This is a genomic window from Vibrio sp. 10N.222.55.B11 (genome assembly GCF_041473705.1).
In the GTDB taxonomy this organism is placed as follows: domain Bacteria; phylum Pseudomonadota; class Gammaproteobacteria; order Enterobacterales; family Vibrionaceae; genus Vibrio; species Vibrio crassostreae_C.
Genome location: NZ_JBFRST010000028.1, coordinates 13,287 through 38,171 on the forward strand (window position 1 = coordinate 13,287; position 24,885 = coordinate 38,171).

Sequence of the window (24,885 nt, forward strand, 5' to 3'; positions counted from 1 at the left end):
CTGCTTATCAATAAAACTCATTTGACCTTCTTCTTATAGTAAATGACTACAATTATGAATCTTTTAAAAACTAGCCTAGCGCTTGCCATCAGTTTGGTTGCAACGTCTTCTATGGCAAACAGCTTGGATCAAGCTCAATCAATTCAAAACAAGACCAATAACGCGTCGGCTTCGAGCCAAAAGGTTATTGATAAAAGCTCACAAGCGACTTTAATGCTGCAAGCTGAGATTGAGCGTCTGCAAGAAGAAGTTAAAAACTTAGAAATCTATCACGATCACCTTGCTGCATTGGTTGAAAGCCAAAACCAAGAAGCTCAAAGCATTGAAGAGCAGATCGAAGAAATCAAATACACACGCCAAGGTGTTGTGCCATTGATGTATCAAATGATCGATGGTCTTGAACAGTTGGTAGAGAAAGACGTGCCGATTAAGAAAGAACAGCGTCTAGAAAGAGTAGAAAAGCTACAAGCAATGATGACTCGTGCTGACGTAAGTGACGCTGAGAAATACCGCCGTATCCTAGAGGCATACCAAATCGAGATGGACTACGGCATTAAGTTGGGTGTTTACCAAGGTCGTGTCGCATTGGCGAGTGATAAAACAATCGAGGCAGATGTTCTGCACTTAGGTCGTATCTCTTTAGTTGCTCGTAACCTAAATGGCAGCCAATACTGGGCTTGGAATCAAACAGAAGCTCAATGGCAAGAACTTGATTCTTCTATGAAGTCTGAGCTAGATAAAGCTTACGACATTGCAAGCCAACAAGCGGCGCCAAGCCTAATTACTTTACCTGTTTCTTTAACTGTTGCGGAGGTTAAGTAATGAACTTAAAGCCATTAGCAGCATTGCTTTGCATTACATCACTTTCATTTTCTGCTTTCTCAGCTTCAGACTCAACGGCTCAGCTAGTTAATAAAGCAAAATCAGAAAACCGTACTCAAGCTTCTCACAACGTAGTGCGTGAAGCTGATTTCAAAAAGACAGAACAAGAACTGAAAGCGATCAAAGCTCAGCTTGAAGCGAAGCGTACGTCTATCCAAGGTGCGACAGATGTTCTGACTCAAACGTTCAGTGATAACGAAAACAAGCTTGCTCGCTTAGAAGAGAAGCTGCGTTTAGAAACCGGTAGCTTAGGCGAGCTGTTCGGTGTCGTTCGTCAAAACGCAAAAGAACTCGGCGCAGAGCTTAGCTCAACCGTGAATAGTGTTGATCGTGCTGAACACACTGCAACTGTTGATCAAATCATTGATGCTAAATCACTGCCTTCAATGCCACAGCTGACCGGTTTGTGGATGAGCATGGTTGAACAGATCCAAGCGAGTTCTGAGCTTAGCAAATCTCAAATTGCATTCATTAATGGTGAAGGCAATACAAACAAGGTTGACGCTTACCGACTAGGTTCGATTGGTCTTGTGACAGAGCAAGGCTATGTTAGCTGGAACACTCAGCGTGAAGATGCGATCGCTTACCTTAAGCAACCACAAAATGGTCCAACGTTAGCGTCACTTTCTTCGTTAGCGAATGGTGAAGTATCTAACGTGGTTGTCGATCCTTCTCGCGGGTTTATGCTAGAGCAATTAGCACTTACGCCAAGTTTAACTGACCGTCTACAAGCGGGTGGTGTGGTTGGTAAAGTGATTCTTGGCCTACTAGCTATTGGTCTAATCATCGCATTAGTTCGTGGTGTCTCTCTTGCTATCGCACGCCAGAAAATTCGCGCGCAACTTAAGAACCCTGAGCAAGCGGGTGATAACCCACTAGGTCGTGTTCTTGCGATGTACAACAAGGAACAAAACCAAACGGTTGAAGCGTTAGAGTTGCGACTTTTAGAAGCGGTAGTTGATGAGCAGACTCACCTAGAGAAAGGTCTATCGATGCTTAAGCTATTGGCGGCACTAGCACCAATGTTGGGCCTTTTAGGTACAGTAACCGGCATGATCGAAACATTCCAAGTGATCACTCAGTTTGGTAATGGCGACCCTAAAGTTATGGCGGGTGGTATCTCGATGGCGCTTGTAACTACGGTACTTGGTCTGGTTGCGGCGATGCCTCTTCTACTGGCACACAACATTCTTAGCACTCAAGCAGAAAACATTCGCAATATTCTTGAGAAGCAAGGTATTGGTCTTGTTGCTGAGCAGGCTGAAAAGACCGTTGAATCAAACGCTGTTGTTTCACCAGTTGGGACTGCTGCGTAATGGATATTTTGTCGGGTTCTCTATTACCAGCGAGTTGGTTAACGAGTGACTGGCTGCTGTCTTTATCAAGCTTTATGGAGCAGGGCGGTTTCGTCCTGTGGTGGCTAGCGGCTGTCGTCCTAGTGTATTGGGTGCTTGTGGTAGAACGTGTGCTTTATCTTGCGTTCTACTTTCCTAAGCAACGCCAAGCTTGGATAGCGAAATGGCATGAAAGAGAAGATCACTCTTCTTGGCATGCCAAAGCCATTCGTGAAGGTTGGTTAGGGCAAGCGAGTATCTTGCTTAACCAAAACTTGAATTTTATTAAGCTGTTAGTCGCAATTTGCCCGATGTTGGGCTTGCTAGGCACTGTAACCGGTATGATCTCTGTTTTTGATGTTATGGCGACACAAGGCAGCAGTGACCCTAAATTGATGGCTTCAGGTATCTCGTTAGCAACACTGCCAACCATGGCAGGCATGGTTGCAGCGTTAGCGGGCATGTTCGTTCACGCTCGCTTAGCGAAAGTATGTAACCGCTTAGAATTGAAATTAGAAAAATCTTTAAGGAGTCAACGATGAGACTCGGTCGACGTCATTCTAAAAACGAAGAGGCTCAAATAGACCTTACTTCGATGCTTGATATTGTCTTTATCATGCTTATTTTCTTTATTGTGACCAGTTCATTTGTTCGTGAGTCAGGGGTGGAAGTCAATCGCCCACAAGCTTCTAACGTAGTAAGCCAAAAGGATGCAGGCATCTTTGTTGCGATTACTTCTGCAAACGACATTTTCATCGACAAGCGTGTCGTAGATGTTGAACGTGTCCAAGCGACGTTAGAGCACTTGTTGCTAGAACAACCTGATGCTTCTTTGGTTATTCAAGCGGATGAACACGCTTACAACGGTACTGTTGTTAAAGTGATGGATGCCGCGAAAGGTGCAGGTGTTAAAAACATTGCGCTTGCTGCTGATAAGCGATGATCTTGGAGGATCTTCATAAATGATTCGCCTATTTCTTGCTTTACCGCTAGCGGGTGCATTGGGCTTAGCTCTGTTTTCTTTTATGGCTTGGATGGTCGATAATGGTCACCAACGTTCACCAGACAACAGTGAAACGTTAAGTTTCAACATGGTAATGGTGGAACAAGAACAAGAAATCCAAAGAAGACAACGTGCAGTTCCTGAAAAACCAGAAATGCCAGAGCCGCCACCGGAAGCGCAAACGTCTCAGTCACAAGCTGAAGTTACGCCTCTGAATTCGATGTCTTCATTACCTTCTTTGGATTTGAATACATCCATTGACGGCCTAGCGATTAACGCGCCGACATTTTCTGATTTTGGGTCAAACCAACAAGCAATGCCTCTGTATCGAGTAGAACCTCGTTACCCACCTAAAGCGCTGAAGCGTGGAGCTGAAGGCCATGTGATAATGTCTTTTACCATCGACGAAACGGGACGCCCAATTGACATTCAAGTCACTGACGCAAACCCACGTCGTATGTTTGAACGTGAAGCGATGAGAGCACTTAAAAAATGGAAATATCAACCGAAAGTCGTCGATGGAAAAGCGATAGCTCAGGTTGGTCAAACCGTGAAACTAGAGTTTAAGTTGGCAAAATGATGAAACATATATGGATATTAGTGGGCTTGTTGTTAATGCCCCTTACAACACAGGCACAAGAGCTAACCCAATATACTGCTATTCGTGTTCAAAAGGCGCATAAGCTTGCTCAAGATGAACAGGTTAAACAGGCCATTGACGTACTAGCAGGTTTAGAGCTTTCTAAGGGCTACGACAAAGCGTACGTAGCTCGTATGCTAGGTGTTTTTTACTGGCAAGATGGCAAAACCGATAAGGCGATTAAGCAGCTTACATACGCCGTCGATACCAATTTGCTGGTGGATGAACAAGCTTGGATAACGAAGCGTATGCTTGCGGATCTGTTATTAAACGATCAACAGTTCAAAAACGCGCTTCCACATTACTACGAGTTAGTAAAAACAGCGCCAGAGGCAGAAAAGAAAGACGTGCTTTGGATGCGAATTGCACAAGCGGAATACCAAATCGAAAACTGGTCGAAAGTCCTAGTGGCCATCGGTAATCACGACAAGTTCAATTCAAAACCAGAGTTATCACCTCTATCGCTAAAACTGGGCGCACAGCTTCAGTTAAAGCAGTGGAAACAGTCGATTCCTACACTGGAAAGCTTGATTGAACTTCAACCCGAGAAAGATAACTGGTGGCGTCAACTGGTTGGTATTCAACTTAGGTTAGATCGTAATCGTGATGCATTGAACACGTTAGCACTGGCTGATCTACAAGGTGTTGAGCTGAAGAACTCAGATCGCCGCTTGTTAGCGCAGCTTTACGCGAAACGTGGCATTCCAGAGCGCGCAGCACAAGAAATTAGTAAGTTAGATGATGCGAACAGCGATGTTCAACTTCTGGCTGAGCAAGCAACCTACTGGCAGTTAGCGAAAGAGTGGGACAGTGCTATTGAAGTGTGGACGTTAGCGTCTAGAAAAGACACGCAATATCATTGGAATGTGGCTCAGTTACTGGTTCAACAAGGTTACTACGATCGTGCTCTGGTTGTTTTGGATAAAGTGAAAGACAAGAACAAGCAAGCTGATGTTGCTTTAGCGAAAGTACGTTCATGGTACAAGCTAAAGAATCTTGATAATGCTCTTGCTCAAGCGAAACGTGCGAACAACATTGAGCCTTCTTCTGAGGCAAAAGGTTGGATTAAATATCTGACTCAGCTAAGAACAGTGAGTGATAACGGCAACGTCTAACTGCGAATAGCACAATAGAAGACAAGAGAAAGTAATATAGAGAAAAGGGTGTCATTTGATGGTTCAAATGACACCCTTTTTAATTTTGGCGGTTAAAGCTTTTTGAACTTTATCGTTCCAATGCGGCAGTTAAGGCTCGCACATCGTGCCGCTGGACGTAGCACTTTGAATCACGCCGCTGGTATCAGCAACCCAATTAATGGTGCAGTCACGATAAGGGTTTTTGAATGCGTGTACTGTATAACCATTGTCTAACGGTTTCTTGGTTTCAATCCAAGCATAGTTTCGAGACGCCCAAAAACTGATAGGGCGTGACCGTTCGGTGAGATAACGTTCTTGTACATCGGTTATGTCTGAACCGATGTATTCTTGAATATGTTCTTCCGTGCTGATTATTTGGCTGGTGCACGCCGTCACTAGCGCAGCAAAAGCCAAAACAAAAATACGCATTTCAAAATCCCTTTAAGCCTTATTAGCTATCGTTAAATCGGTTACTAGTCTGTATTTAACAAACCGCATCAACCGAAGAGTCCGCCGTTTGTGTATGATCTTCAAAATGTTCCAAAGATCAAATAGCTCCGAAGGTTAATAGTTACGAAGCTTAAATAGTCCCAACTTTCATTCCTTAAAGCCACAACTGCTACCTTAAACCAACCTCAATCAAGCATGTTTATATTGAGATTTTTTGAGGTTTGACCTTACTATCGATGACCTCAAATACAAGCTATCCATTCCCTTTAGTACACGTTAGCAAGAATATGCATACAGTTCGATTACTTCCCATGTAATGTTATGTAAATTTTCTTACGCCGCTCGGCAAACGTAAACAATGTAAATTGAATGCCAATACGAATGATTATCAACTAAATTGTCGCCATAAAATTTATAGGTATTGGTTTGTATGTCGTTAAAAAGTAGGGCGGTTCAGTCATGGTCTCGTCGACTTCATGTTTATATTTCTATGGCTCTTCTGTTCGTGGTTCTTTTCTTCTCAGTGACAGGTATAACCCTGAACCGACCTGAGTTATTTGAATCAAGCCAACCCAATATCCAACGCTCTACGCTAACGCTTCCTACTAGTTTATTTACGATCCAAGACGGCCGTTTAAAAGCTGACGAGACAGCCTTTGAAACGTTTCTGTTTGAAGAAGCTAACCTCTCCGGCGTTCCTTCAGGTTTGGACATCTACGCAGAGATCGAAGACGGTGAGTTGCTCATCGGTGAAGTGTCTATGGACTTCAAAGGACCCGGCTACAACGCTTCCGTTTTTGTTGACGTTACGTCTGAGTTTGTAGAAGTCGAAACCACTAATTACGGCGTTATCGCATTGTTGAACGATCTGCATAAAGGTCGTAACAGCGGTGAAGTATGGAAATGGTTTATCGATATCACTGCGCTATTGATGATCTTCTTTGTGCTTACTGGCGTGTGCTTACTGTTACCTAAGAAAAAGACGCTTAATACTTCCATCAAATGGACGGTGTTTGGGTCTGCAATCTCACTTGTTATCTATTTTGTCGCCGTGCCTTAACGCTTGATTCGATTGATGAATCGGATTGAAGAGCGAACTTAAGGTTAAACGGATTTAAAAGGTTGTTAAAAATGAAAAAAATGAACTGGAGCAAGGCGCTTCTTGCTTTATCTCTTTTGCCAAGCCTAGGTATGGCACAAGCGATTCCTGATACGGCAAAACTGGATGTCAGCTTTGAGCTTCCAAAGATTGATACCTCTATGTATGCACGTCCTTATGTGGCGGTGTGGGTAGAGAATAGCGAACGAAAGTCAGTGAAAACCATCGAGCTTTGGGTCGGTAAAGACGAATGGCTTAAGGATCTGCGCAGCTGGTGGAGAAAGGTTGGCCGTTACGATCGTGAACTGGTTGATGCTGTGACGTCTGCAACACGTCCTGCTGGCCAGTACCGTTTCGTGTGGGATGGTAAGAGCGACAGCGGTGAAACGTTAGAACAAGGCGAGTACACGGTTCATATCGAAGTGGTTCGTGAACACGGTGGCCGTAATTACCTTCGCCAAAAAGTATCACTCGCAGATTCAAACATATCTTACGAATTAAAAGCAACGGAAGAGACGGGTGAAATCACCCTGAACTACATCGCTAAATAGTAAGTACGAACTAAAACCAAGCTGAACAGAATAGACAGTGGTCATCGTAGGCTCAGATAGAGCGACACGGCTAACAATTATGAATAATGGAATTGAACATGATGAAACAGACAAAAATCAAAGCACTTGCTCTAGCGGGTGTGATGGCATTCGGCCTAGCAGCAACGACAACGGCACAAGCTCACCCACGTTGGATTTTGCCATCTCACTTTACTGTATCTAAAGAAGGTGGTGATTGGCTAACGTTCGATGTTACTGCGTCTCACGGTACGTTTGTTTTTGATAAGCCTGCTGGCAGCGAAAATGCTCATGTCATCATGCCAGATGGCCGCAGCGAGCGTCCTAACTTCGTTATTCGTGGCAAGCGTCGTTCAATCTTCGACTTCTATTTTGAAGAAGAAGGTACACACAAAGTGGCGATCAACAACCAGCCGTCTTACTACACGCAATACAAAGCGGGTCGCCGTGACACGGTGAAGTGGATTAAAGCAAACAAAGCTGAGCGTGACTCAGTTCTACCTGAAAAATCACGTGACGTGGTAACGCAGATCAGCTTCACTCGTGCAGAAAGCTACATCACGGTAGGTAAGCCAACGGATTCAGTGTTCAAAATTGAAGGCAAGCTTCTAGAAATGAAGCCTGTGACACACCCTTCAGATATCGTTGAAGGCGAACCTGTGACATTCCAGTTCTTCTACAACGGTGAAATCCAGAAAGACGTGAAAGCGGAGATTACTCGTGAAGGTACGCTTTACCGCAACCACCAAGAGCAGATTGATGTGGTGAGTGATGAGAACGGTGAAATCACGTTTACTCCAGACGTAGCAGGTCGTTACGTAATGAAAGCGAACTACAAAGGTGAGTTGATTGACAACCCACTGGCAGACAAAGCAAGCGCGAACGTTCACCTAACGTTCGAAGCGCTGCTTCAATAGTCTGTGATATCGGGGCTAGATCCCTGATTAAGAATCAAAAAAACTTAAGGGCTCATTTGAGCCCTTTATCGCTCAGTTTACTTCTGAGAATTTGCACTGTGGCTAGGGTACGAACCATGACAATAAAAACAAAACTTAACGCTTTAATGACTCCTTGCTTAGCATTGGGACTTGGTTTCGCTGCATTACCTGCGCAAGCACACTTTCCACTGATGAGCTGCTGGTTTGAAGGTAAGACTGTTGCTTGTGAAGCGGGTTATTCGGATGGCAGCAAAGCGATTGATTACGCAGTTGAGATGTACGATTACGAAGACAACTTGATTGCAAAAGAGATGACAGATAAACGTTCTATCGTTGAATTCCCACATCCTGACACTGAGTTCTACCTTGTGTTCGATTCAGGTCATGAGTTTCCAGTTGAAGTTGATGTTGTAGAGATCAGTGAAAAATGATGATTCAAAGCGTACGTGCTGATACGGGCGGCAGAGAGGGCAAATGGGTAGGACTGATCATTGTGTTCATCCTTTGCTTTGCAACTGTCGTAATCCCATTTCATCAGGCTGAATCCCACGTTAAAGCAGTGCTTGATCATCAAATTCTAGTGACTGATGTTGAACAAGAAAACTTGGCGATGCTATCAGAGCTGCGTTTAGCGCATGAAGAAATCTGTGACCTGCGCATGGACTCAGATGGTGAATGGCCGAGTGTTGCATCACTTAAAGATGAATGGGTTGCCCCGTTTGTAGAAGATCAGAGTTGGAAGCGCAAAGGTTCTCATGCTTGGGTACTGGACGAGCGTGGTTATTACTTTTCTACTCCAAGTGAACAAGCTACGCCTACCGATCATGGTTTTGCGGATTCCTTTATTTTAAATGCGAACAGCGTTTCTCCTGAAATCTGGATCTTCTTGGGCGGTGTAGCGAAACAGCCCGCTACTTTTGACCAACACACGCTAGAGTCTACGGGTTGGAAAATGGTCGTGAACGAATCAGAAATTGAACAGCATCATGAAAGCGATGCTCACTAATAATAAGAGAATTACTATGCGAATTATGACTCTGTTCATGTCGTTATTAGCGGTGTTCATGGCACCCAATGCATTGGCAAAAGAATATAAGATCGACAGCAACAAGCTGACGATTGGTATCACACTTCAACCTTACTACAGCTACGTGAAAGCCGTGGTAGGTGACAAAGTGAACATTCTTCCTTTGGTTGACGCAGGTTTCAACCCACATAACTACTTACCACAACCCAATGATTTAAAACGATTGAGCCAAATGGATGCAATCGTAGTAAACGGTATTGGTCACGATGACTTTGCGCTTAAAGTGATTTCAGCAGCGCAACGTGATGACTTAGTCGTGATCGAAGCAAACAAAGAAGTGCCTCTACTTCCTGCTCTTGGTCAGTCTGTTGGTCAAGGTGCCGTTAACCCACATACCTTTGTTGGGCTTTCGACAACAATTCAAAAGGTTTACACCATCGCGAGTGAGGTCTCTAAGCTCGACCCTGACAACGCGGCTTTTTATCGTAAGAATGCACGTAAATACGCAAAGCAATTTCGCTTTATGAAGCGCGATGCGATGTTGTCATTAGGTGAGTTAGATACTTCAGGTATGAAGGTGGCGACCACGCACAATGCGTATGGCTACATCCTTCAAGAATTTGGTGTGGATGTTGCGGCGGTGATTGAGCCTGCACACGGTGTTGAACCAAGTGCGAGCCAGTTGCAAGAAACGATCGAAAAGATCCGCGCATCGGGCATTGACGTGTTGTTCTACGAGCTAAACATGCCAAACCGTTTTGTTGACACGATTGAAGCGGAAACGGGTGTTCAGCTTTACCGTTTCTCTCACATGACGCACGGTGAATATGAAGACGATAAAGTCGAAGTTGAGATGAAGAAGAACCTAGAGACGTTAATCGAAGCCATGAAATTTGCGGCGGCGAACCAAGCTAAAAGCGGGAACGCATAATGTTAGGTCCATCAATCTCAATTAATAAACTCGGTCTGCAATACGATAACAACGTCATTCTTGATGATATCTCGCTCGAACTTAAAGCGGGCGAGTGTCATGTGATCATGGGGTCAAACGGTGGCGGTAAAACTTCATTACTGCGCTCTGTGCTTGGCCTTACGCCTTTCTCTGGCCAAATCAATATCCACTGGCCAGAAAAGCAGAGTATTGGTTACGTACCTCAAAAAGCGACCTTCGAGTCTAGCTTGCCTTTGACTGTAATGGACTTCGTACTGCTTAACCAAACACGAATCCCATTGTTTTGGCGTCGTAAATCTAAGCAATTGGATCTTGCACTCGCACAATTAGATCGCGTTGGTATGGCTACTCGTAGCGACCGCCGCATGGGACAGTTATCGGGTGGTGAGCAGCAACGCGTGCTGTTTGCCCAAGCGCTATTAGATAACCCAAGTCTACTGGTGTTGGATGAACCAACCACGGGTATGGATGAGCAGGGCGTTCGTTATCTTGAATCGCTGATTCGTGAATGTGTTGACGAGGGTCGCACGATCCTTGCGGTTCACCACGATGTAACCGCAGTACGTCGCCTTGAAGCCAATGTACATGTTGTGAATCGATTCTTGGTTGATAGTGGTCCACACGAACAAGTCTTACACCCAAGTAAAATCGAGAGCCTGTTCCAGCACTACAGCAGTGGTGCTGCGATGAACAAACCGAAGGAGGTTGCGTAATGGATTGGCTACGACAACTTGCCGTAAGTGGTGTTGAAGCGGGTTGGTTATCTGACAGCTTCATGTATGCCTTCATGGTCAATGCTTTGGTTGCAGCGTTACTACTTGGTCCTCTGTTAGGTGGTCTGGGTACTTTGGTGATTGCCAAGCGTCTGGCTTTCTTCTCAGAAGCCGTCGGCCACGCAGCGTTAACCGGTATCGCTATTGGTGTTTTGCTTGGCGAGCCACCAGAAAACCCAATTATTGGTCTGTTTAGCTTCTGTATGATCTTCGCGCTGCTTCTTCACTTTGTAAGAAACAGAACCAATGTGCCATACGATACTTTAGTTGGCGTTTTCCTTGCTTTAGCACTGGCAGTGGGTGCGGCATTGCTGATGTACGTGGCGCGTAAGATCAACATCCACATGCTTGAGAACGTACTATTTGGTTCGATTTTGACGGTAACAGACCAAGACTTAGCGATTCTCGCAGGCAGCTGCGCGATCATTATTTTGCTCTTGATACCGACGTTCAACCGTATTCTTCTAACCTGTATCAGCCCTGATATTGCCAAGGTTCGTGGTTATAACACCAGTTTCTACGACTACTTGTTTGTCATGATGATCACCTTAGTGACGATTGCAGCGGTGAAGATCGTAGGTGCTGTTCTGGTTGGTGCATTATTGCTGATCCCAGGTGCGACAGCTCGCTTGTTAACTAAACGTATGGGGAGCTTTGTTCTCTTGTCGGCATTACTCGCAACCATCGCATGTTTGGTTGGAACCGTGTTGCCTATGGAACTCAAACTGCCAGTGCCATCGGGCGCTTCAATCATCATCGTTTCTGCAACGTTTTTCCTAGCAGCAACGCTATACCGAATTGTAAGAAAGGCGTAATCATGACTTGTTTAATGAATCGTATCGCTAGCTCAGTAAAAGCAACGGCTCAAGTGAGTGTACTTGGTAGTGTATTAATGGCTGGTTCTGTGATGTCACTGAACGTGAATGCAGAAGACATCCTAACCAGTACACCTGTGACTTATGCATTGGCGACAGAGCTAACCAAAGGCACGGACATTACGACCGAATATCTGCCACCAAAGCGCTACGGCATTGATCGTCTGCCAAACTGGTTTGGTGCTAAAGGCGCAAGCAAAGTCCTTCAATCCGGCGAAAAGGCGACCGTTGCGGTAACGTTGTCATCGATCTGGCAAGCCGACCCTACGTTTGTATACGCAAGACAAAGCAATATCCGTTTAGTTGAGGTTGATGCCGCTCAAGCGATTACACCGCGTGCACAAGGCGTTGCTGCGCTTACATTGTCGAATGGTGATGTGTCTAAATACGCATGGTTAAACCCGACCAACTTAACACGTATGGCGGCGATTGTGGCTGACGACTTTAAGTTGTTGTGGCCTGCGCAAGCTGAAACGATTGATAGCAACTTACAACGTGTGATGTTGGATGTTCGTGAACTGATCAACAAGCAGCAAGCAGTATTGCTCGACAATGACGTAGATTCAGTATTGTTGCTTTCAGAAAGCTTGGAAGATTTCGCCTCTGGCAGCCAACTGTTTGTTGAAGAACGCATGTTCAAAGCTGAACTGGAATGGACAGAGCAGGACAAAGCCAAGCTTAAAGAGATGTTTTCGGAAGATGATGCTCTATGGTTAGTTACAGCGAAAAAGCCAAGCAACTTGATTAAATCATTGGTACCGAATGAGCGTATCTTGGTAGTGGATTCTGTTGATCGTTGGGGCAGAGCGGGAATCAACGCAAAAGCACCGTTTGCCCGTTGGGAAGTGCAGCCATTCAAAGGCTAACCAGCGCGATTAAAAATGGTAGGATCAAAAAAGCAGCCCAATTTGAGGCTGCTTTTTTGTTCTTGTCTGTTGGCTCTGAAAAGAGTGTCAGACAAGAGGACTGCGAGTATAAACTTACTCTGCAGCTTTTGTCTCTTCAGCTTCAACCGTTGCTTCTACTGAACCTTCAGCTTGCTCTTGAGCTGCTTTCGCTTGTTCTTCAGCTTCCATTTTTGCACGGTCAGCTTTAGAGATGTAGCGAGGCTTGTTGCTACTATGCAGTTTAGAATTCGCCTGTTTCTGCTTCTTTTTTAGAATTTGATTGATTTTTTTCTTACGGTTCATTGCTGCATAGCCTTGTATTTAGTTTAGGCGGTGGAGGATAATCATTTTAGCTCTAGAACTCAATATTTACATGGTATTCAGCAAGGAAAATATCACTATGCAGTCAGTCGAGACCGAACGTTTAAGATTAAGAATGATCACACCTCAAGATGCGGCGTTTATTCAACGACTATACAGCTCAGAAGATTTCCTGCGTTACATTGGTGATAAGGAAATCAACGACACTGAAAAGGCTGTCGAGTACATTGAAAACAACATTCTTAAGATGCATGAAGAGAAGGGTGTCTGTTTGTTGATGGTTGAAATCAAAGAAACTTCAACGCCAATTGGTATCTGCGGATTAATAAAAAGAGACACCTTAGCGTCGCATGATATTGGCTACGGGTTTGCTCCTGAGTTTTATGGTCAAGGCTTTGCCCAAGAAGCCGCGGAGGCGATAATTGAACAAGCTAAGCAGAATGCTGATATCGATCATTTAGTTGCCATCACCACCTCTGATAACATTCGAAGTATCGCATTACTGACTAAGTTGGGTTTTGTGTTTGAGCGAGTCGAAGACGTATTAAGTGAAAGCGTCAATCTCAACCTGTACGGTTTATCTCTGGGCAATTAATCATGTTTCAACATAACAACATTCTACAAGGCGAACTCGCAACGGAGTACAAAACCGTTATTGCGATGGTGCACATCTACTGTAAAGATCACCACGGTGCAGTGCGTCAGGATAACGCGTTATGTGAGGAGTGTGAGCAACTGTTGCGTTATGCCGAAACACGATTGGATAGATGCCCTTATGGTGAAGCCAAACCGACCTGCAATAAGTGTCCGATCCATTGCTATAAGCCCGATCCGAAAGAGCAGATGCGTTTAGTCATGCGCTATGCTGGGCCAAGAATGTTACTCAAGCATCCGATTTTAGCGATCAGACATTTGATACATGAAAAGCGAAAAGTGTCTGAGAAGCCACTGTCGAATGTGTCGAACCGCCATATCCGAATGAATAAGAAGTAACTGGCGTTTAAAAGTGGTTGCTGAAGAAACGAAAAAGGTCTGATTGCGCAGACCTTTTTGATGTAGATACACTTCCATCTCAGCTTGAATCTAGCCAAGTAGCCTATGCCGCTTGAGGCTCGTCATAGGTCACTGTGAGGTTGTTGATCCAGCGTCGGCTTAGGTAACGATGAGAACAAATTGCCAGTTTCACCACTTCTTCCACCAACATCAAACCATAGATGTATTTGAAATCCCATCCAGTGACAAACGCGCCGTAAACACATACTGGAATGCCGACCATCCACATCGCGATGAAATCCATGCGAAGGCAGAACGCATTATCACCACCAGCACGAATAATACCGTTAATGATCACCATGTTGAGCATGCGAATCACGACCGCAAAGCACATGATCATCATCGCAGGTGAAGCAAGCGGGTATAAAGCGTCTTTGGTCAGGTTTAGCCATGACAGAACGTGCTCTTTACCCATAAACAATAGCAAGCCTACAACCGCACCAAAACCAACCACGGCTTTGATGAACGTCAGACCCATACTCATAGCGTCATCAAACTCATCACGACCGAGTGAGTGACCAAGCAACACGGAACACGCTACAGAAATACCAAAGAATATCGAGTAACACAGCGACTCAAAAGGCGCGAGCATAGAGAACACAGCAAGTTCCGTTGTGCCCATGTGACCGAAGATCATTTGGTATGCCATAGTACCCATTGCCCATAACACGGCATTCATCGTTAGTGGCAAAGCAATACGACGGTAAGATAGCCACAATGATGGACGATGTGGTGAGCTAGGCGTGGTTAACAACCAATGTTTACGCATGCGCATGTAGCTATACATCAAGCCGACTTGAATTGCGCGAGCGAGTGTCGTCGCTAGTGCTGCACCTGCTACGCCCATAGCGGGAATACCAAAGGCACCTTTGATTAGAACGAAGTTAAGCGCAATGTTGAGTGCAATGGTCACCGCGCCTAATAGTAGCGGGGTTACGGTGTCACCTGATGAGCGCATGCTTGCTTCTACCACGACCACAATGTGAGTCAGCAGAAGGACAGGGAATCCATACCACAGGTAAGTCGCGCCAAGTTCAATCACGGTTTGATCGCTGGTCTGCAACATCATTAAAAACTGAGAACCAAGAGTGATGATTGCAGTAACAGGCAGCAGAACTTTTAAGCCAAACACCATTGCGATAGATGATACCGTTCGCGCGCTTTTTCGGTCGTTCTTTCCCCAGTATTGAGCGACTAATGTTCCGTTTGCTGAGGCCAACCCTGCCATAATCATAATAGCAACGAAGTGCCATTTTGATGCAATTCCCACAGCCGCAGCTGCTTCCATACCATAATCACTGACCATTAATACGTCAGCAAGGGCAAGAATAGCGACAAGCGCACTTTGTAAAGCAACAGGTAAACCCAGTTTAACGATACGAGGTAAGATGCTCTCTGGCTTGTTATTCATAGATGAGTTAGGGTTGATGTTAGTTGTCATAAGCTCTCCGATTTATGGCAGAACTATAGTGATTTGAGCGAAGTAACAACATGTTTAAAAAACAACAAAACCTGTGCGAATCCGTCATTGATTCAATGAGACCAAAATCAACTTGGCATGATGATGTTTTTCTCGCTGAACAGTGCAAAGAACGTTTTTTGACCGTTGAAGATATTCCAGAGATGAAAAGCTTTGGTGTCTATATGGGCGGCATGGCGAAGCTATATGATGGCTACTGGGTTGAGCGCGAATCCGTTAATGTTCATACGTTGATTTTCACTATGGAAGGTGGCGGCATTCTAACAACCGCAACATCGGTCCAAGCGATTACACCTTATACACTCGTGGTGCTTCCTGCTGAAACCCCATTTCGTTTTGAACTCGATCCTCAATATAATTATTGGAAAATGGCGTGGATGCTGACGCCTGACACCAAGCAATGGCAGCACATAGCAAGTTTAGGACAGGGGATTGTGCCTTTTGGAGAGTGTGAGCAGATCTGGTCATTAATGAACTTGGTTTACTTTGAGATAGGCGGTAGAGCCAGTTACCGTAAGTTACTCTTGAGTGAAATTATCCGAACATTGACGGGGTTTGAGCCTAAGTCGACCAGCACCACTGCACGTGTTCAAGCGCTCTATAACGAAATTGAAAGTAGTCTGCATCAGCCATGGACAGTGGCAGGGATGGCTGAAAGAGTGTTTATCAGTGAAGAGCAACTCAATAGAGTCACCAAGACGCTATTCAACCTCTCACCACGCAGTAAATTGATTCAATTACGCATGGACAAAGCCACCAGTCTACTGAAATATCAAGATTGGTCAGTTTCTATGATTGCTAATCGCTTGGGCTACAAAGATCCTTATAACTTTTCGCATCGCTTCAAAAAGCATTTCGGTTTATCACCCAGTCAATATCGAAAGAGCCATCGACTTCTTGGTTAGCCTTGCACGATGAAATGAGAAGTGTGGGAGAAGAAGGTTACATATAGGCATGAGTTGAAAAGAGCCCTTCGCTTAGACATAAAGTCTGAACTCGGAGCCCTAATGACACGCATCTAGTGTCTGTCTATTTAAGCTTACTCGCCTGCAATCTGTAGGTGAGAGCGCTTTAGGCTAGCAATCAACATGTAGATCGTTGTAGCAAGTAGAGACGCGAACAGGTAAGTGAACAATCCTGCTTGTGAATCCATAAAGCTGTCTGCAACGATTGGTCCCGCAACAGAACCGATGCTGTAGCAAAGTAGCATGATTTGAGTCACTGACACCAAGTAGCTTGGGTCAAGGTTACGGCAACCTAAGTTAATCGCGATTGGGTATAGCGCAAATGTGGCCATGCCTAATACGAACAAGCTCATGCCTAGTACGTAGAAATCGTGATTGATAGTCAGCACACCAATGCTTGCAACCCCTAGCAGGCAGAACAAAGCCATTAATAACACTTGTCCTACGTGGTGAGATAACCAAGTCACCATCGGCTGTACAGCCATACCACCCATGATAACCAAAGCCATCAAACCACCAATGTCTTCGTGTGCAATGTTACGTTGAGCAAGTTCAACTGGCATCAAGCCGTAAATCGCACCTAGCGTTAATCCGGAAACAATGCAGCCAATTAGCGCGCTGTGGCTTAATTTGCTGATCTGCTTTAAAGACAAAGATTGCGCATCGTGGATCTGTGGTGGAGTTGCTTGTCCGTACATCAGCACAATGATCGCACCAAACAGAAGGGTGAACATTGCGATGAAAGGTACGCCACCAGTAATACCTAGGTAACCGATACCAAGCTGACCAACTGCAGAACCGCCGTACAGTGAACACATGTAGATAGCGAGACGTTTTGCGCGTTGTGACTCGTCGCCGCTCATTAGCCAAGACTCTACAATCACGAAGATACCTGCAACCGCCACACCAGCCACAAAGCGAGCTAGTAGCCATACTGCTTGGTGTGGGATCAATGGCAATACAAGGATCGTTGTGATGAACACACTCAATGCGATGACGAACGCATCTTTGTGGCCAACACGCGCAATGGCACGTTCAATCAATAATGTACCAGCCAGTAGACCTGCATAGAATGCACTCGCCAACCAACTCGATAGATCTTTGTCTAAGCCATACTCAGACAGCATTAATGGTAATGAACTCATTAAGTAGCCTGAAGCGATCGCGTAAAAAGACAATGCAATAACAGGAACAGTTATGCGAGTTGTTGGTTGGATGTTGTCCAATGCAGGAGCCTCTGATAGTAAAAGAAACGATGAATTTTCCGCGACTATGGGGGAGAAACTGAATTGGGTAAAACAAATAAAAATGGTCGTTAAGATAAAAGAAATTTATCGACCAACTAAACTAAAATACGGTTGCGATATTTGGTGGTTTGGCGAGATTTTATGCGGGCAAAAAGTCGTTAAGCCGTTGTTCATTGGTGGTTTAATTTAGAAAAAGATTGCAGCGTGATTGTCTTTTTACGATTTGGATTGAGTGGGATTTTAAGTGTTAGACCGTTTCTTTACGGTATTGACGTGGCGAGTTACCACTCCACTTACGAAAGGCATGACGAAAGTTAGCGCTATCAGAAAAGCCAACTCGTTCAGATATCTCTTCAATACTCATTCGAGTTGAAGAAAGGTAGTGCCGGGAAAGGTGAAAGCGAACATGGTCCAGTATCTTCTGATAGCTCGTATCCGCTGCTTTCAGGTGACGACGCAGAGTTCGAGAAGACATGCCCAGTTCTGAAGAAATGGATTCTATAGAAGGGTAACATCCTGGCCTTTCAATCAGCATCTGAGAGACTTTCTCTTTGAGGCTACTGGGTGCACTGACTTTTGCCAGCATGTCATCACACGATTTTAAGCACATCTGTAAAGTGATGGGGTTGGCGGTAGGAAGAGATGAATACAAGGTGGTTGCGTCGAACTCCCATTCAAGCCGGTCACTATTGAATTCAACCGGGCAGCGGAAAATCTCTGTGTATAGATCGCCGTATTCAGGTTTTGGATAGGGGAAGCGGATCACTTGAGAAGGAAAGGGTTGCTGCAAGACCTCTTCGCACAAACTGTGTATCGCCGCGAACCAGTATTCACAACAAAAGGGCAGTAAAGAATCGAGTTCGATAAGTTGCTCTGCGCGAAAGTAACCAATGTTGTCTTCTACAGACATGGTTTTCCTGAGGACAGGGCCAGCAAGTTGCAGATACTTAAACCCGATTAAAAAGGCATCGAGTAGTGTTTCGCTGCTAAACACCGCATAACCGAGCACGCCGAAATCGCTGAACCTCGCTTGTTGGCCAACTTTAAGCCCCAATCCGTCTTCGTTGGAATTCGCTAACGCATTACTGAACACAGCAAGCTTTTGCGCCAAAGTGATGTGTGTATCGGGTGTGTTGAGTTGGAGAGCATCGATGTTACTGCCTTCGAGCAACTCTTCGATACTGAGAACAGGCGACAGGTAACGATGCAGCAACTGAAGATCCAGAATGCCGAATGCTTGCATGTCGGGTTCGTAAACTGCGGTGTATTCCATAAGCTGCCTCTTGTTGAATATCGATATCTTAACCGAACTTTTAACATTTACGCCTGTTGCTTGTTCTCACTTTCGCAAGCTTGTTCCAAATTTTGGTTTATGTGTGCAAGGTTTTATTGGGCTAGCGCAGGCTGTGTCCGAATATCACCGGTTTTTGTCTTTTTGAAACCTGTTCGAAATGTTATCGAAATGTTGTAATTTATTGGGCTGCACATTGGAGCGTCTCAAACATTTTGCTCAATAACGACTCTTATCTACATGACACACCAATGTGCAGGCTCGTGATGACAAGAAAGAGACTTATTACAACGATTAGAACGTCTACGGTGACCGTCACAAACAGGTCTAAGCCGCACAAGGAGATCATGGATGCACAATCTTGCTGTTAATTTGGAGCGTAGCGCTTCGCTTTTTCCAACTAAAGCCGCTCTGCGTATGGGATCGGATGAAATCAGTTTTTCTCAGTTAGAACAACTTTCTGGAAACGTGGCTGCTAACTTGAAAAGACTTGGGTTGCAGAACGGAGATAAGGTAGCGTTGTCATGCCCGAACGTGACTTACTTTCCGATAGCCTATTACGGGATTCTAAAAGCGGGTTGTGTAGTCGTGCCTTTGAACGTGCTATTCAAGGCCAGAGAGATCGCTTATCACCTTAATGACTCTAACGCGAAGGCCTATTTATGTTTTGACGACAGTGAAGAGCTTCCAATTGGTCGCTATGGTTTACAAGGTTTTGAGCAGGCAAACCACTGTGAACACTTTGTCGAGATGCCTATCCCAACAAACACAGACACTACTTTAGAAAGTAATGAGGAGCATGAATCAATCGCTGATTGGTTGGCACAACCTTTTACTCCTTTTGAGTCTGTGGCTTGTCATGGCGATGATACCGCTGTGATCCTTTATACCTCTGGCACGACGGGTCAACCAAAAGGGGCTGAGCTTTCCCACACCAACATGCAAACCAATGCGATGTCGTCACAGTATCTAATGAGATTGGAGTACAGCGACACCACAATGGCTACACTGCCTTTATTCCATAGCTTCGGTCAGACGGTGATGATGAACGCGAGTGTGCTAACAGGGTCGACCATGGTGTTGATTCCTCGTTTTGAACCGTCATTGGTTATTGAACAGATCATTAGCCATAAAGTCAGCGTGTTTGCGGGTGTTCCTACTATGTATATCGCGCTATTAAAGGCGGGAGAAGAGTCTTCTGATAGTTTAGAAAACACAAGCAAACGCTCTGAACAGGTTAAACACAGCTTGAGGTTAGGTGTTTCTGGCGGTGCTTCTATGCCGCTTGAGGTTATACGACAGTTTGAATCTCGTTTTGAATTACCAGTCTTAGAAGGTTATGGGCTCTCGGAAACGGCGCCGGTTGCGACCTTTAATCATATTGATGGCGATCGTTTATCGGGTAGTGTCGGTCAGCCTTTATGTGGCCACCTCATCAAGATTACTGATATACAAGGCAACTCTGTCGCTATGGGTGAACTCGGCGAAGTCTGCATTAAAAGCCCAAGTGTGATGAAAGGCTATTATCAAAGGCCAGAGGCGACAGCTGAATCTATTCGTGATGGTTGGTTCTTAACGGGAGATATCGGTCGCGTCGATGAGCATGGCAATTTGTTCATTGTTGACCGTGTTAAAGACATGATTATTCGTGGTGGGTACAACGTTTATCCACGTGAAGTCGAAGAAGTGTTGATGTGTCACCCCGATGTCGAAATGGTCGCGGTGGTAGGCGAGCATCATGAACATTTAGGCGAGGAGATCCACGCGCATGTGGTTCTTCACGAACATACGCAATGTGATAGTGCCGCCTTGATAGCATGGTGTCGTGAGCAACTCGCCGACTACAAATACCCGCGTAAGGTATTCATTCGTAAAGCCTTACCCATGACAGCAACCGGAAAAATCTTGAAGCGTGAGTTACACCCACTAGAAATAGCGGAGATGGCAAATGGATAGTTATGATTTTATTATTGTTGGCGGTGGTTCAGCTGGGTGTGTGATGGCTTCTCGGCTGTCGGAAGATCCTGATGTGACGGTTTGCTTGTTAGAAGCGGGTGGTAAAGACACCAGCCCATTCATTCACACACCCGTTGGCGTGGTGGCGATGATGCCAACCAAACTCAATAATTGGGCATTCGAAACGGTTGAACAGCCGGGTTTGAACGGTCGTAAAGGCTATCAGCCTAGAGGTAAGACACTTGGCGGTTCTAGCTCTATCAATGCCATGATGTACGCTCGTGGACATCGCTATGACTACGATAGATGGGAAAGCTTGGGCAATGCTGGCTGGAACTATGAATCCTGTTTGCCTTACTTTAAGAAAGCAGAAAACAACGAAGTCCACCAAGATGAGTTCCATGGCCAAGGTGGTCCTCTTAATGTGGCCAATCTTAGATCGCCAAGCCCTATGTTGGAACGTTATTTAACGGCGTGTGAATCGATAGGTGTACCTCGCAATGAGGATATTAACGGCGCTGCTCAGTTTGGGGCGATGCCGACGCAGGTAACACAGCTGAATGGTGAACGATGCAGTGCTGCCAAGGCTTACTTAACGCCAAACCTTTCACGATCGAATCTCACGGTCGTGACTAAAGCCACCACACATAAGGTTTTGTTTGAAGGCAAGAAGGCGATTGGTGTTGAATATGGTTCTAGCGGAAAGCGTTATCAGATACGATGCAACAAAGAAGTGATTCTTTCCGCTGGCGCGTTTGGTTCTCCCCAATTGCTGTTACTGTCTGGTGTCGGTGCTCAAACTGAACTAGAGACACATGGAATCGAACAGGTTCATGAGTTGCCTGGAGTGGGCAAGAACCTTCAAGATCATATCGACTTAGTACATTCGTATAAATGCAGTGAAAAGCGTGAAACTTTTGGTATCTCGCTGCAAATGGCCTCTGAAATGACCAAAGCCTTACCACTATGGCGCAAAGAACGCCGCGGTAAAATGAGCAGTAATTTTGCAGAGGGAATAGGCTTTCTCTGTTCCGAAGATCATATCGCTGTACCGGATTTAGAGTTTGTATTTGTGGTCGCTGTTGTAGATGACCATGCTAGAAAAATTCATACCAGTCATGGCTTTACCTCTCATGTCACCTTATTGCGACCGAAGAGCTACGGCACCGTAACGCTCAATAGTAATGATCCCTATGATCCGCCTAAGATCGATCCTGCGTTTTTCAGTCATCCTGAAGACATGGAGATCATGATTAAGGGCTGGAAGAAGCAGTATCAAATGTTAGAGAGTTCCGCGTTTGATGATATCCGAGGCAATGCTTTCTACCCTGTGGACGCCAGTGATGACAAGGCTATCGAGCAAGATATTCGCAATCGTGCAGACACTCAGTATCACCCGATCGGGACCTGTAAAATGGGACCTAGTAGCGATTCTTTAGCTGTGGTAGATAAAGATCTCAAAGTTTATGGATTGGATAATTTGAGAGTCATTGATGCTTCTGTGATGCCGACACTGATTGGGGCAAACACCAATGCACCAACCATTATGATTGCTGAGAAAGTCGCAGATCAAATCAAACAGCAATACGGGTTTGGCAAGCAAGAATCTAATATTCAAGCGAAAGGCGAAGCTGTAGTTTTATTCAAGAAGTTAAGTGATAACCATAAATAAAACAGTAGGTTAGATAGTCTTGATTTGGTAAGACTCTCTAACCTATTTTTGTGTGCTTACTTAGAATTAAGTAATGCTAAATCAATAGCTTAACCAATAGTATTACTTAGTTAGTGCTTGATTAAGCCACTGATCAAATTGACCTTTTGGCAGTGCACCGTTAATCGTATCAACACGTTGACCGTTCTTGAACACCATCACCGTTGGGATGCTTCTGATTTGATACATAGCCGCCAGTTGCTGTTGAGCTTCGGTATCAATTTTAACAAATCGAACATCGCCAGCGCGCTCTTTAGCGACATCGCTAAATACAGGTGCGAAACCTACACATGGGTTGCACCATGTCGCCCAAAAATCGACAACGACAGGCTGTGAACTGTTCAAAATTGATTGGAAATTCAGTGACGTACCTTCGATTGGTGCACCGTCTAGAAGTGCGTTTTTGCACTTACCACAAGTAGGGCTTTCTGAAATTCTTTCTGAAGGAACTCGGTTTACGCCACCGCAAGAAGGGCAACGTGTGTTGAATGTAGACATAACTTTCTCTTTTTATTGCGTCTCCGTGCCTAACGCGATTTACGAATCATGTACGGAACGCTTATACTGTTTAAAACAAGAATAAGATACTCAAATAAAAACAAACAATAAACAGGTAAATGATGACAAAATTTTACGCTGAAATTACGGGCTGGGGAAAGTGTCTGCCACCAGCCGTGCTATCCAATGATGATTTAAGCACTTTCATTGATACGTCTGACGAGTGGATTCGTACTCGAACTGGTATCGAAAATCGTCGTATCAGTCATGTAAATACCTCTGAGCTAGCGACCGTTGCTGCTCAACATGCAATGGCGTGTGCTGGTTTAACAGCTGAAGATATCGATCTTGTGATCGTAGCGACGTGCAGTCCAGACTCTCTTATTCCAAATACCGCGTCTAAAGTTCAACAGAACTTAGGCATCAAGAGCGCAGCAGCTTTTGACCTTAATGCAGCGTGTACAGGCTTTATCTACGGTGTTGAAACAGCAACTCGATTGATTCAAGCGGGCAACTACCGCAATGCGATCGTTGTGGGTGCAGAGCGTCTTTCATTCTTCATCGACTGGACCAAGCGTGATACTGCGGTTCTATTCGGTGATGGCGCTGGCGCTGTGGTTTTATCGCGTACTGAAGAACAAGTGGGTTTACAAGAAGCTCAAATCGGTTGTGACGCAGAGGGCCGTGACATTCTAGCAGTACCAAAATTCGGTACGTCTATGGACCGCTTTGCTGCTGATAACGGTTACTGGGATTTTGATTTCGTTGGTAAAGAGATCTTCAAGCGTGCAGTGAAAGGAATGGGCGCTGCAGCACATACAGTATTGAGTCGCACTGGCATCTCAACTGAAAACATCGATGTTGTGATTCCGCACCAAGCGAACATCCGAATTATTCAAACTCTGTGTGATATGGCGGGCATTGAACGTGAGAAAGCGTTTGTGAACATTCAAAACTACGGCAACACATCGGCTGCGACTGTGCCGATTGCATTGTGTGAATCGTTAGAGCAAGGCTTTGTTAAACCTAACTCAAACATTCTTGTGGCGGCATTCGGTGCCGGTTTAACTTGGGGGGCAGGCCATATTAAGTGGGGTAGCCGTGTTGAGCCGTTAGGTCAATCGGACGCTAAGCTTCCAGAAGCAGATAGCTCGGCATTAGAACTTCTAGAGAGAGCCATTTTACACTGTAAAACGCGTCCTAATTCTGAGAATGAGTAGCAGCATGGCGCAAGTTCGTTTTATGACAGAAGCCGACCTCGATGGAGCGGCTTTAGTTCACCAAGCTACTTTTGTTCGACAGCAAAACTCAAAAAATTGGTTACAATGTAACTTAAATGCTGCGCCACGCTTTCTTAACTTTGTTGCTGAAAGCGATGGCGAGATTGTCGGCTACATTATTTGGGTTCAAAAGAGTGGGTTTAGGCCTAAAGCTGTTTTGGAGCTAGAACAACTTGCTGTGTTACCGAGTGCTCAGGGGCAAGGATTGGGCAAAAAGCTGATTCTAGACTCTTTGCCTCAAGTGAAGCAGAAGCTATCAGAGCAGGGCTCGACACTAAAACATGTATTAGTGACCACCAGAGCAGATAACTTTGCACAAAAGCTCTATCAGTCGACATTGGGCGCTCAAGTCGAAACCACGATTTCAAACTTTTACTCAGCCGATGAAGTGCTTATGATAGCTCGCAATGTAGGTGAACGAATCTGATCGCTGAGTTCTTAGAACCATTATTATCAGCGGCATAACTCGATTAACGTTTTATTAGGGGCTTCTGTGGCCCTTTTGTTATTTCTTAGGA

Annotated in this window: 29 protein-coding genes; 23 read left to right on the forward strand and 6 right to left on the reverse strand. The window is 45.0% G+C overall.

Translation table 11 applies throughout. The features are described 5' to 3' along the window. Positions 1-54 precede the first annotated feature (54 nt). Genes AB4503_RS10625 through AB4503_RS10650 form a run of 6 tightly spaced genes read left to right on the forward strand, consistent with a single transcriptional unit; the run spans position 55 to position 4,974 of the window. Positions 55-822: a DUF3450 domain-containing protein gene (locus tag AB4503_RS10625; protein ID WP_136978242.1), complete on the forward strand. Its 768-nt coding sequence runs from the start codon at positions 55-57 to the stop codon at positions 820-822. After that, a complete protein-coding gene (locus tag AB4503_RS10630) occupies positions 822-2,198 on the forward strand; it encodes a MotA/TolQ/ExbB proton channel family protein (RefSeq protein WP_372114565.1) in 1,377 nt (458 codons plus the stop codon). Before AB4503_RS10625 ends, AB4503_RS10630 begins: the two co-directional genes overlap by 1 nt. Continuing rightward, the gene (locus AB4503_RS10635; RefSeq protein WP_010429842.1) at positions 2,198-2,758 is read left to right on the forward strand and encodes a MotA/TolQ/ExbB proton channel family protein; all 561 of its coding nucleotides are present in this window, start codon (positions 2,198-2,200) and stop codon (positions 2,756-2,758) included. Before AB4503_RS10630 ends, AB4503_RS10635 begins: the two co-directional genes overlap by 1 nt. Continuing rightward, positions 2,755-3,159, forward strand: a complete 405-nt coding sequence (locus AB4503_RS10640; protein ID WP_004739212.1) for a biopolymer transporter ExbD — start codon at positions 2,755-2,757, stop codon at positions 3,157-3,159. Before AB4503_RS10635 ends, AB4503_RS10640 begins: the two co-directional genes overlap by 4 nt. Before the next feature lie 19 nt (positions 3,160-3,178). Next, a complete protein-coding gene (locus AB4503_RS10645) occupies positions 3,179-3,799 on the forward strand; it encodes an energy transducer TonB (RefSeq protein WP_102394361.1) in 621 nt (206 codons plus the stop codon). Continuing rightward, on the forward strand, positions 3,796-4,974 hold the full coding sequence (locus tag AB4503_RS10650; RefSeq protein ID WP_102320786.1) for a lipopolysaccharide assembly protein LapB: 1,179 nt from the start codon (positions 3,796-3,798) through the stop codon (positions 4,972-4,974). Before AB4503_RS10645 ends, AB4503_RS10650 begins: the two co-directional genes overlap by 4 nt. A 129-nt stretch (positions 4,975-5,103) precedes the next feature. On the opposite strand, the gene AB4503_RS10655 is transcribed toward AB4503_RS10650, so the two are convergent. Beyond that, positions 5,104-5,424: a hypothetical protein gene (locus AB4503_RS10655; RefSeq protein ID WP_017067850.1), complete on the reverse strand. Its 321-nt coding sequence runs from the start codon at positions 5,422-5,424 to the stop codon at positions 5,104-5,106. A 451-nt stretch (positions 5,425-5,875) separates the two neighbouring features. Here AB4503_RS10655 and AB4503_RS10660 point away from each other — a divergent pair, with 451 nt between their 5' ends. The 9 genes from AB4503_RS10660 (at position 5,876) to AB4503_RS10700 (ending at position 12,544) form a co-directional block, all read left to right on the forward strand. Further along, positions 5,876-6,505: a PepSY-associated TM helix domain-containing protein gene (locus AB4503_RS10660; RefSeq protein WP_136981835.1), complete on the forward strand. Its 630-nt coding sequence runs from the start codon at positions 5,876-5,878 to the stop codon at positions 6,503-6,505. Between the two features lie 71 nt (positions 6,506-6,576). Further along, positions 6,577-7,095, forward strand: a complete 519-nt coding sequence (locus AB4503_RS10665; RefSeq protein ID WP_017062545.1) for a DUF2271 domain-containing protein — start codon at positions 6,577-6,579, stop codon at positions 7,093-7,095. A gap of 98 nt (positions 7,096-7,193) precedes the next feature. Then, on the forward strand, positions 7,194-8,030 hold the full coding sequence (locus AB4503_RS10670) for a DUF4198 domain-containing protein (protein ID WP_017062544.1): 837 nt from the start codon (positions 7,194-7,196) through the stop codon (positions 8,028-8,030). A gap of 116 nt (positions 8,031-8,146) precedes the next feature. Further along, positions 8,147-8,482, forward strand: coding sequence for a hypothetical protein (locus AB4503_RS10675; protein ID WP_017062543.1), 336 nt, complete (start codon positions 8,147-8,149; stop codon positions 8,480-8,482). Then, positions 8,479-9,057 (forward strand): DUF6162 family protein, encoded by a 579-nt coding sequence (locus tag AB4503_RS10680; RefSeq protein WP_372114567.1) that lies wholly within the window; start codon positions 8,479-8,481, stop codon positions 9,055-9,057. The genes AB4503_RS10675 and AB4503_RS10680 overlap by 4 nt, the downstream gene beginning before the upstream one ends. Positions 9,058-9,073: 16 nt before the next feature. After that, positions 9,074-10,009: a metal ABC transporter solute-binding protein, Zn/Mn family gene (locus AB4503_RS10685; protein ID WP_017062541.1), complete on the forward strand. Its 936-nt coding sequence runs from the start codon at positions 9,074-9,076 to the stop codon at positions 10,007-10,009. Continuing rightward, on the forward strand, positions 10,009-10,743 hold the full coding sequence (locus AB4503_RS10690; RefSeq protein ID WP_372114568.1) for a metal ABC transporter ATP-binding protein: 735 nt from the start codon (positions 10,009-10,011) through the stop codon (positions 10,741-10,743). Before AB4503_RS10685 ends, AB4503_RS10690 begins: the two co-directional genes overlap by 1 nt. Continuing rightward, the gene (locus AB4503_RS10695; RefSeq protein ID WP_136974576.1) at positions 10,743-11,618 is read left to right on the forward strand and encodes a metal ABC transporter permease; all 876 of its coding nucleotides are present in this window, start codon (positions 10,743-10,745) and stop codon (positions 11,616-11,618) included. The genes AB4503_RS10690 and AB4503_RS10695 overlap by 1 nt, the downstream gene beginning before the upstream one ends. Positions 11,619-11,620: 2 nt before the next feature. Beyond that, positions 11,621-12,544, forward strand: coding sequence for an ABC transporter substrate-binding protein (locus tag AB4503_RS10700; protein WP_372114571.1), 924 nt, complete (start codon positions 11,621-11,623; stop codon positions 12,542-12,544). A gap of 114 nt (positions 12,545-12,658) precedes the next feature. Here the strand turns inward: AB4503_RS10700 and AB4503_RS10705 are convergent, their stop codons facing one another. Then, a complete protein-coding gene (locus AB4503_RS10705; protein ID WP_017060973.1) occupies positions 12,659-12,868 on the reverse strand; it encodes a DUF2986 domain-containing protein in 210 nt (69 codons plus the stop codon). A 97-nt stretch (positions 12,869-12,965) separates the two neighbouring features. On the opposite strand from AB4503_RS10705, the gene AB4503_RS10710 reads away from it, so the two are divergent. Beyond that, positions 12,966-13,481: a GNAT family N-acetyltransferase gene (locus tag AB4503_RS10710; RefSeq protein WP_372114572.1), complete on the forward strand. Its 516-nt coding sequence runs from the start codon at positions 12,966-12,968 to the stop codon at positions 13,479-13,481. A gap of 2 nt (positions 13,482-13,483) precedes the next feature. Further along, the gene (locus AB4503_RS10715; protein WP_372114574.1) at positions 13,484-13,879 is read left to right on the forward strand and encodes a nitrous oxide-stimulated promoter family protein; all 396 of its coding nucleotides are present in this window, start codon (positions 13,484-13,486) and stop codon (positions 13,877-13,879) included. A gap of 103 nt (positions 13,880-13,982) precedes the next feature. On the opposite strand, the gene AB4503_RS10720 is transcribed toward AB4503_RS10715, so the two are convergent. Beyond that, positions 13,983-15,380: an MATE family efflux transporter gene (locus tag AB4503_RS10720; RefSeq protein ID WP_372114575.1), complete on the reverse strand. Its 1,398-nt coding sequence runs from the start codon at positions 15,378-15,380 to the stop codon at positions 13,983-13,985. 50 nt (positions 15,381-15,430) lie between these two features. Here AB4503_RS10720 and AB4503_RS10725 point away from each other — a divergent pair, with 50 nt between their 5' ends. Next, a complete protein-coding gene (locus AB4503_RS10725) occupies positions 15,431-16,324 on the forward strand; it encodes an AraC family transcriptional regulator (protein WP_017060977.1) in 894 nt (297 codons plus the stop codon). Between the two features lie 134 nt (positions 16,325-16,458). Here AB4503_RS10725 and AB4503_RS10730 read toward each other — a convergent pair whose 3' ends face one another. Beyond that, positions 16,459-17,610, reverse strand: coding sequence for an MFS transporter (locus tag AB4503_RS10730; RefSeq protein WP_372114577.1), 1,152 nt, complete (start codon positions 17,608-17,610; stop codon positions 16,459-16,461). Here AB4503_RS10730 and AB4503_RS10735 point away from each other — a divergent pair. After that, complete coding sequence (locus AB4503_RS10735; protein ID WP_017060129.1) at positions 17,582-17,821, forward strand: hypothetical protein; 240 nt, start codon at positions 17,582-17,584, stop codon at positions 17,819-17,821. The two genes, AB4503_RS10730 and AB4503_RS10735, sit on opposite strands and share 29 nt — an antisense overlap. Before the next feature lie 57 nt (positions 17,822-17,878). Here the strand turns inward: AB4503_RS10735 and AB4503_RS10740 are convergent, their stop codons facing one another. Then, complete coding sequence (locus AB4503_RS10740) at positions 17,879-18,904, reverse strand: AraC family transcriptional regulator (protein WP_017069105.1); 1,026 nt, start codon at positions 18,902-18,904, stop codon at positions 17,879-17,881. A 369-nt stretch (positions 18,905-19,273) separates the two neighbouring features. On the opposite strand from AB4503_RS10740, the gene AB4503_RS10745 reads away from it, so the two are divergent. After that, positions 19,274-20,878 (forward strand): long-chain fatty acid--CoA ligase, encoded by a 1,605-nt coding sequence (locus AB4503_RS10745; RefSeq protein WP_372114579.1) that lies wholly within the window; start codon positions 19,274-19,276, stop codon positions 20,876-20,878. After that, complete coding sequence (locus AB4503_RS10750; RefSeq protein ID WP_065584943.1) at positions 20,871-22,550, forward strand: GMC family oxidoreductase; 1,680 nt, start codon at positions 20,871-20,873, stop codon at positions 22,548-22,550. The genes AB4503_RS10745 and AB4503_RS10750 overlap by 8 nt, the downstream gene beginning before the upstream one ends. A gap of 102 nt (positions 22,551-22,652) precedes the next feature. Here AB4503_RS10750 and trxC read toward each other — a convergent pair whose 3' ends face one another. Beyond that, positions 22,653-23,087 (reverse strand): thioredoxin TrxC, encoded by a 435-nt coding sequence (trxC, locus tag AB4503_RS10755; RefSeq protein ID WP_017060125.1) that lies wholly within the window; start codon positions 23,085-23,087, stop codon positions 22,653-22,655. A 122-nt stretch (positions 23,088-23,209) separates the two neighbouring features. On the opposite strand from trxC, the gene AB4503_RS10760 reads away from it, so the two are divergent. Beyond that, a complete protein-coding gene (locus AB4503_RS10760; RefSeq protein WP_102333615.1) occupies positions 23,210-24,307 on the forward strand; it encodes a ketoacyl-ACP synthase III in 1,098 nt (365 codons plus the stop codon). Positions 24,308-24,329: 22 nt separating this feature from the next. Then, entirely contained in the window at positions 24,330-24,794 is a 465-nt protein-coding gene (locus AB4503_RS10765; protein ID WP_372114720.1) for a GNAT family N-acetyltransferase, read from the forward strand. Positions 24,795-24,885 lie beyond the last annotated feature (91 nt).

Coding starts and splice junctions, on each gene's coding strand:
- AB4503_RS10625 (WP_136978242.1), top strand. CDS start 55: ATGAATCTTTTAAAAACTAGCCTAGCGCTTGCCATCAGTTTGGTTGCA.
- AB4503_RS10630 (WP_372114565.1), top strand. CDS start 822: ATGAACTTAAAGCCATTAGCAGCATTGCTTTGCATTACATCACTTTCA.
- AB4503_RS10635 (WP_010429842.1), top strand. CDS start 2,198: ATGGATATTTTGTCGGGTTCTCTATTACCAGCGAGTTGGTTAACGAGT.
- AB4503_RS10640 (WP_004739212.1), top strand. CDS start 2,755: ATGAGACTCGGTCGACGTCATTCTAAAAACGAAGAGGCTCAAATAGAC.
- AB4503_RS10645 (WP_102394361.1), top strand. CDS start 3,179: ATGATTCGCCTATTTCTTGCTTTACCGCTAGCGGGTGCATTGGGCTTA.
- AB4503_RS10650 (WP_102320786.1), top strand. CDS start 3,796: ATGATGAAACATATATGGATATTAGTGGGCTTGTTGTTAATGCCCCTT.
- AB4503_RS10655 (WP_017067850.1), bottom strand. CDS start 5,424: ATGCGTATTTTTGTTTTGGCTTTTGCTGCGCTAGTGACGGCGTGCACC.
- AB4503_RS10660 (WP_136981835.1), top strand. CDS start 5,876: ATGTCGTTAAAAAGTAGGGCGGTTCAGTCATGGTCTCGTCGACTTCAT.
- AB4503_RS10665 (WP_017062545.1), top strand. CDS start 6,577: ATGAAAAAAATGAACTGGAGCAAGGCGCTTCTTGCTTTATCTCTTTTG.
- AB4503_RS10670 (WP_017062544.1), top strand. CDS start 7,194: ATGATGAAACAGACAAAAATCAAAGCACTTGCTCTAGCGGGTGTGATG.
- AB4503_RS10675 (WP_017062543.1), top strand. CDS start 8,147: ATGACAATAAAAACAAAACTTAACGCTTTAATGACTCCTTGCTTAGCA.
- AB4503_RS10680 (WP_372114567.1), top strand. CDS start 8,479: ATGATGATTCAAAGCGTACGTGCTGATACGGGCGGCAGAGAGGGCAAA.
- AB4503_RS10685 (WP_017062541.1), top strand. CDS start 9,074: ATGCGAATTATGACTCTGTTCATGTCGTTATTAGCGGTGTTCATGGCA.
- AB4503_RS10690 (WP_372114568.1), top strand. CDS start 10,009: ATGTTAGGTCCATCAATCTCAATTAATAAACTCGGTCTGCAATACGAT.
- AB4503_RS10695 (WP_136974576.1), top strand. CDS start 10,743: ATGGATTGGCTACGACAACTTGCCGTAAGTGGTGTTGAAGCGGGTTGG.
- AB4503_RS10700 (WP_372114571.1), top strand. CDS start 11,621: ATGACTTGTTTAATGAATCGTATCGCTAGCTCAGTAAAAGCAACGGCT.
- AB4503_RS10705 (WP_017060973.1), bottom strand. CDS start 12,868: ATGAACCGTAAGAAAAAAATCAATCAAATTCTAAAAAAGAAGCAGAAA.
- AB4503_RS10710 (WP_372114572.1), top strand. CDS start 12,966: ATGCAGTCAGTCGAGACCGAACGTTTAAGATTAAGAATGATCACACCT.
- AB4503_RS10715 (WP_372114574.1), top strand. CDS start 13,484: ATGTTTCAACATAACAACATTCTACAAGGCGAACTCGCAACGGAGTAC.
- AB4503_RS10720 (WP_372114575.1), bottom strand. CDS start 15,380: ATGACAACTAACATCAACCCTAACTCATCTATGAATAACAAGCCAGAG.
- AB4503_RS10725 (WP_017060977.1), top strand. CDS start 15,431: ATGTTTAAAAAACAACAAAACCTGTGCGAATCCGTCATTGATTCAATG.
- AB4503_RS10735 (WP_017060129.1), top strand. CDS start 17,582: ATGCGAGTTGTTGGTTGGATGTTGTCCAATGCAGGAGCCTCTGATAGT.
- AB4503_RS10740 (WP_017069105.1), bottom strand. CDS start 18,904: ATGGAATACACCGCAGTTTACGAACCCGACATGCAAGCATTCGGCATT.
- AB4503_RS10745 (WP_372114579.1), top strand. CDS start 19,274: ATGCACAATCTTGCTGTTAATTTGGAGCGTAGCGCTTCGCTTTTTCCA.
- AB4503_RS10750 (WP_065584943.1), top strand. CDS start 20,871: ATGGATAGTTATGATTTTATTATTGTTGGCGGTGGTTCAGCTGGGTGT.
- trxC (WP_017060125.1), bottom strand. CDS start 23,087: ATGTCTACATTCAACACACGTTGCCCTTCTTGCGGTGGCGTAAACCGA.
- AB4503_RS10760 (WP_102333615.1), top strand. CDS start 23,210: ATGACAAAATTTTACGCTGAAATTACGGGCTGGGGAAAGTGTCTGCCA.
- AB4503_RS10765 (WP_372114720.1), top strand. CDS start 24,330: ATGACAGAAGCCGACCTCGATGGAGCGGCTTTAGTTCACCAAGCTACT.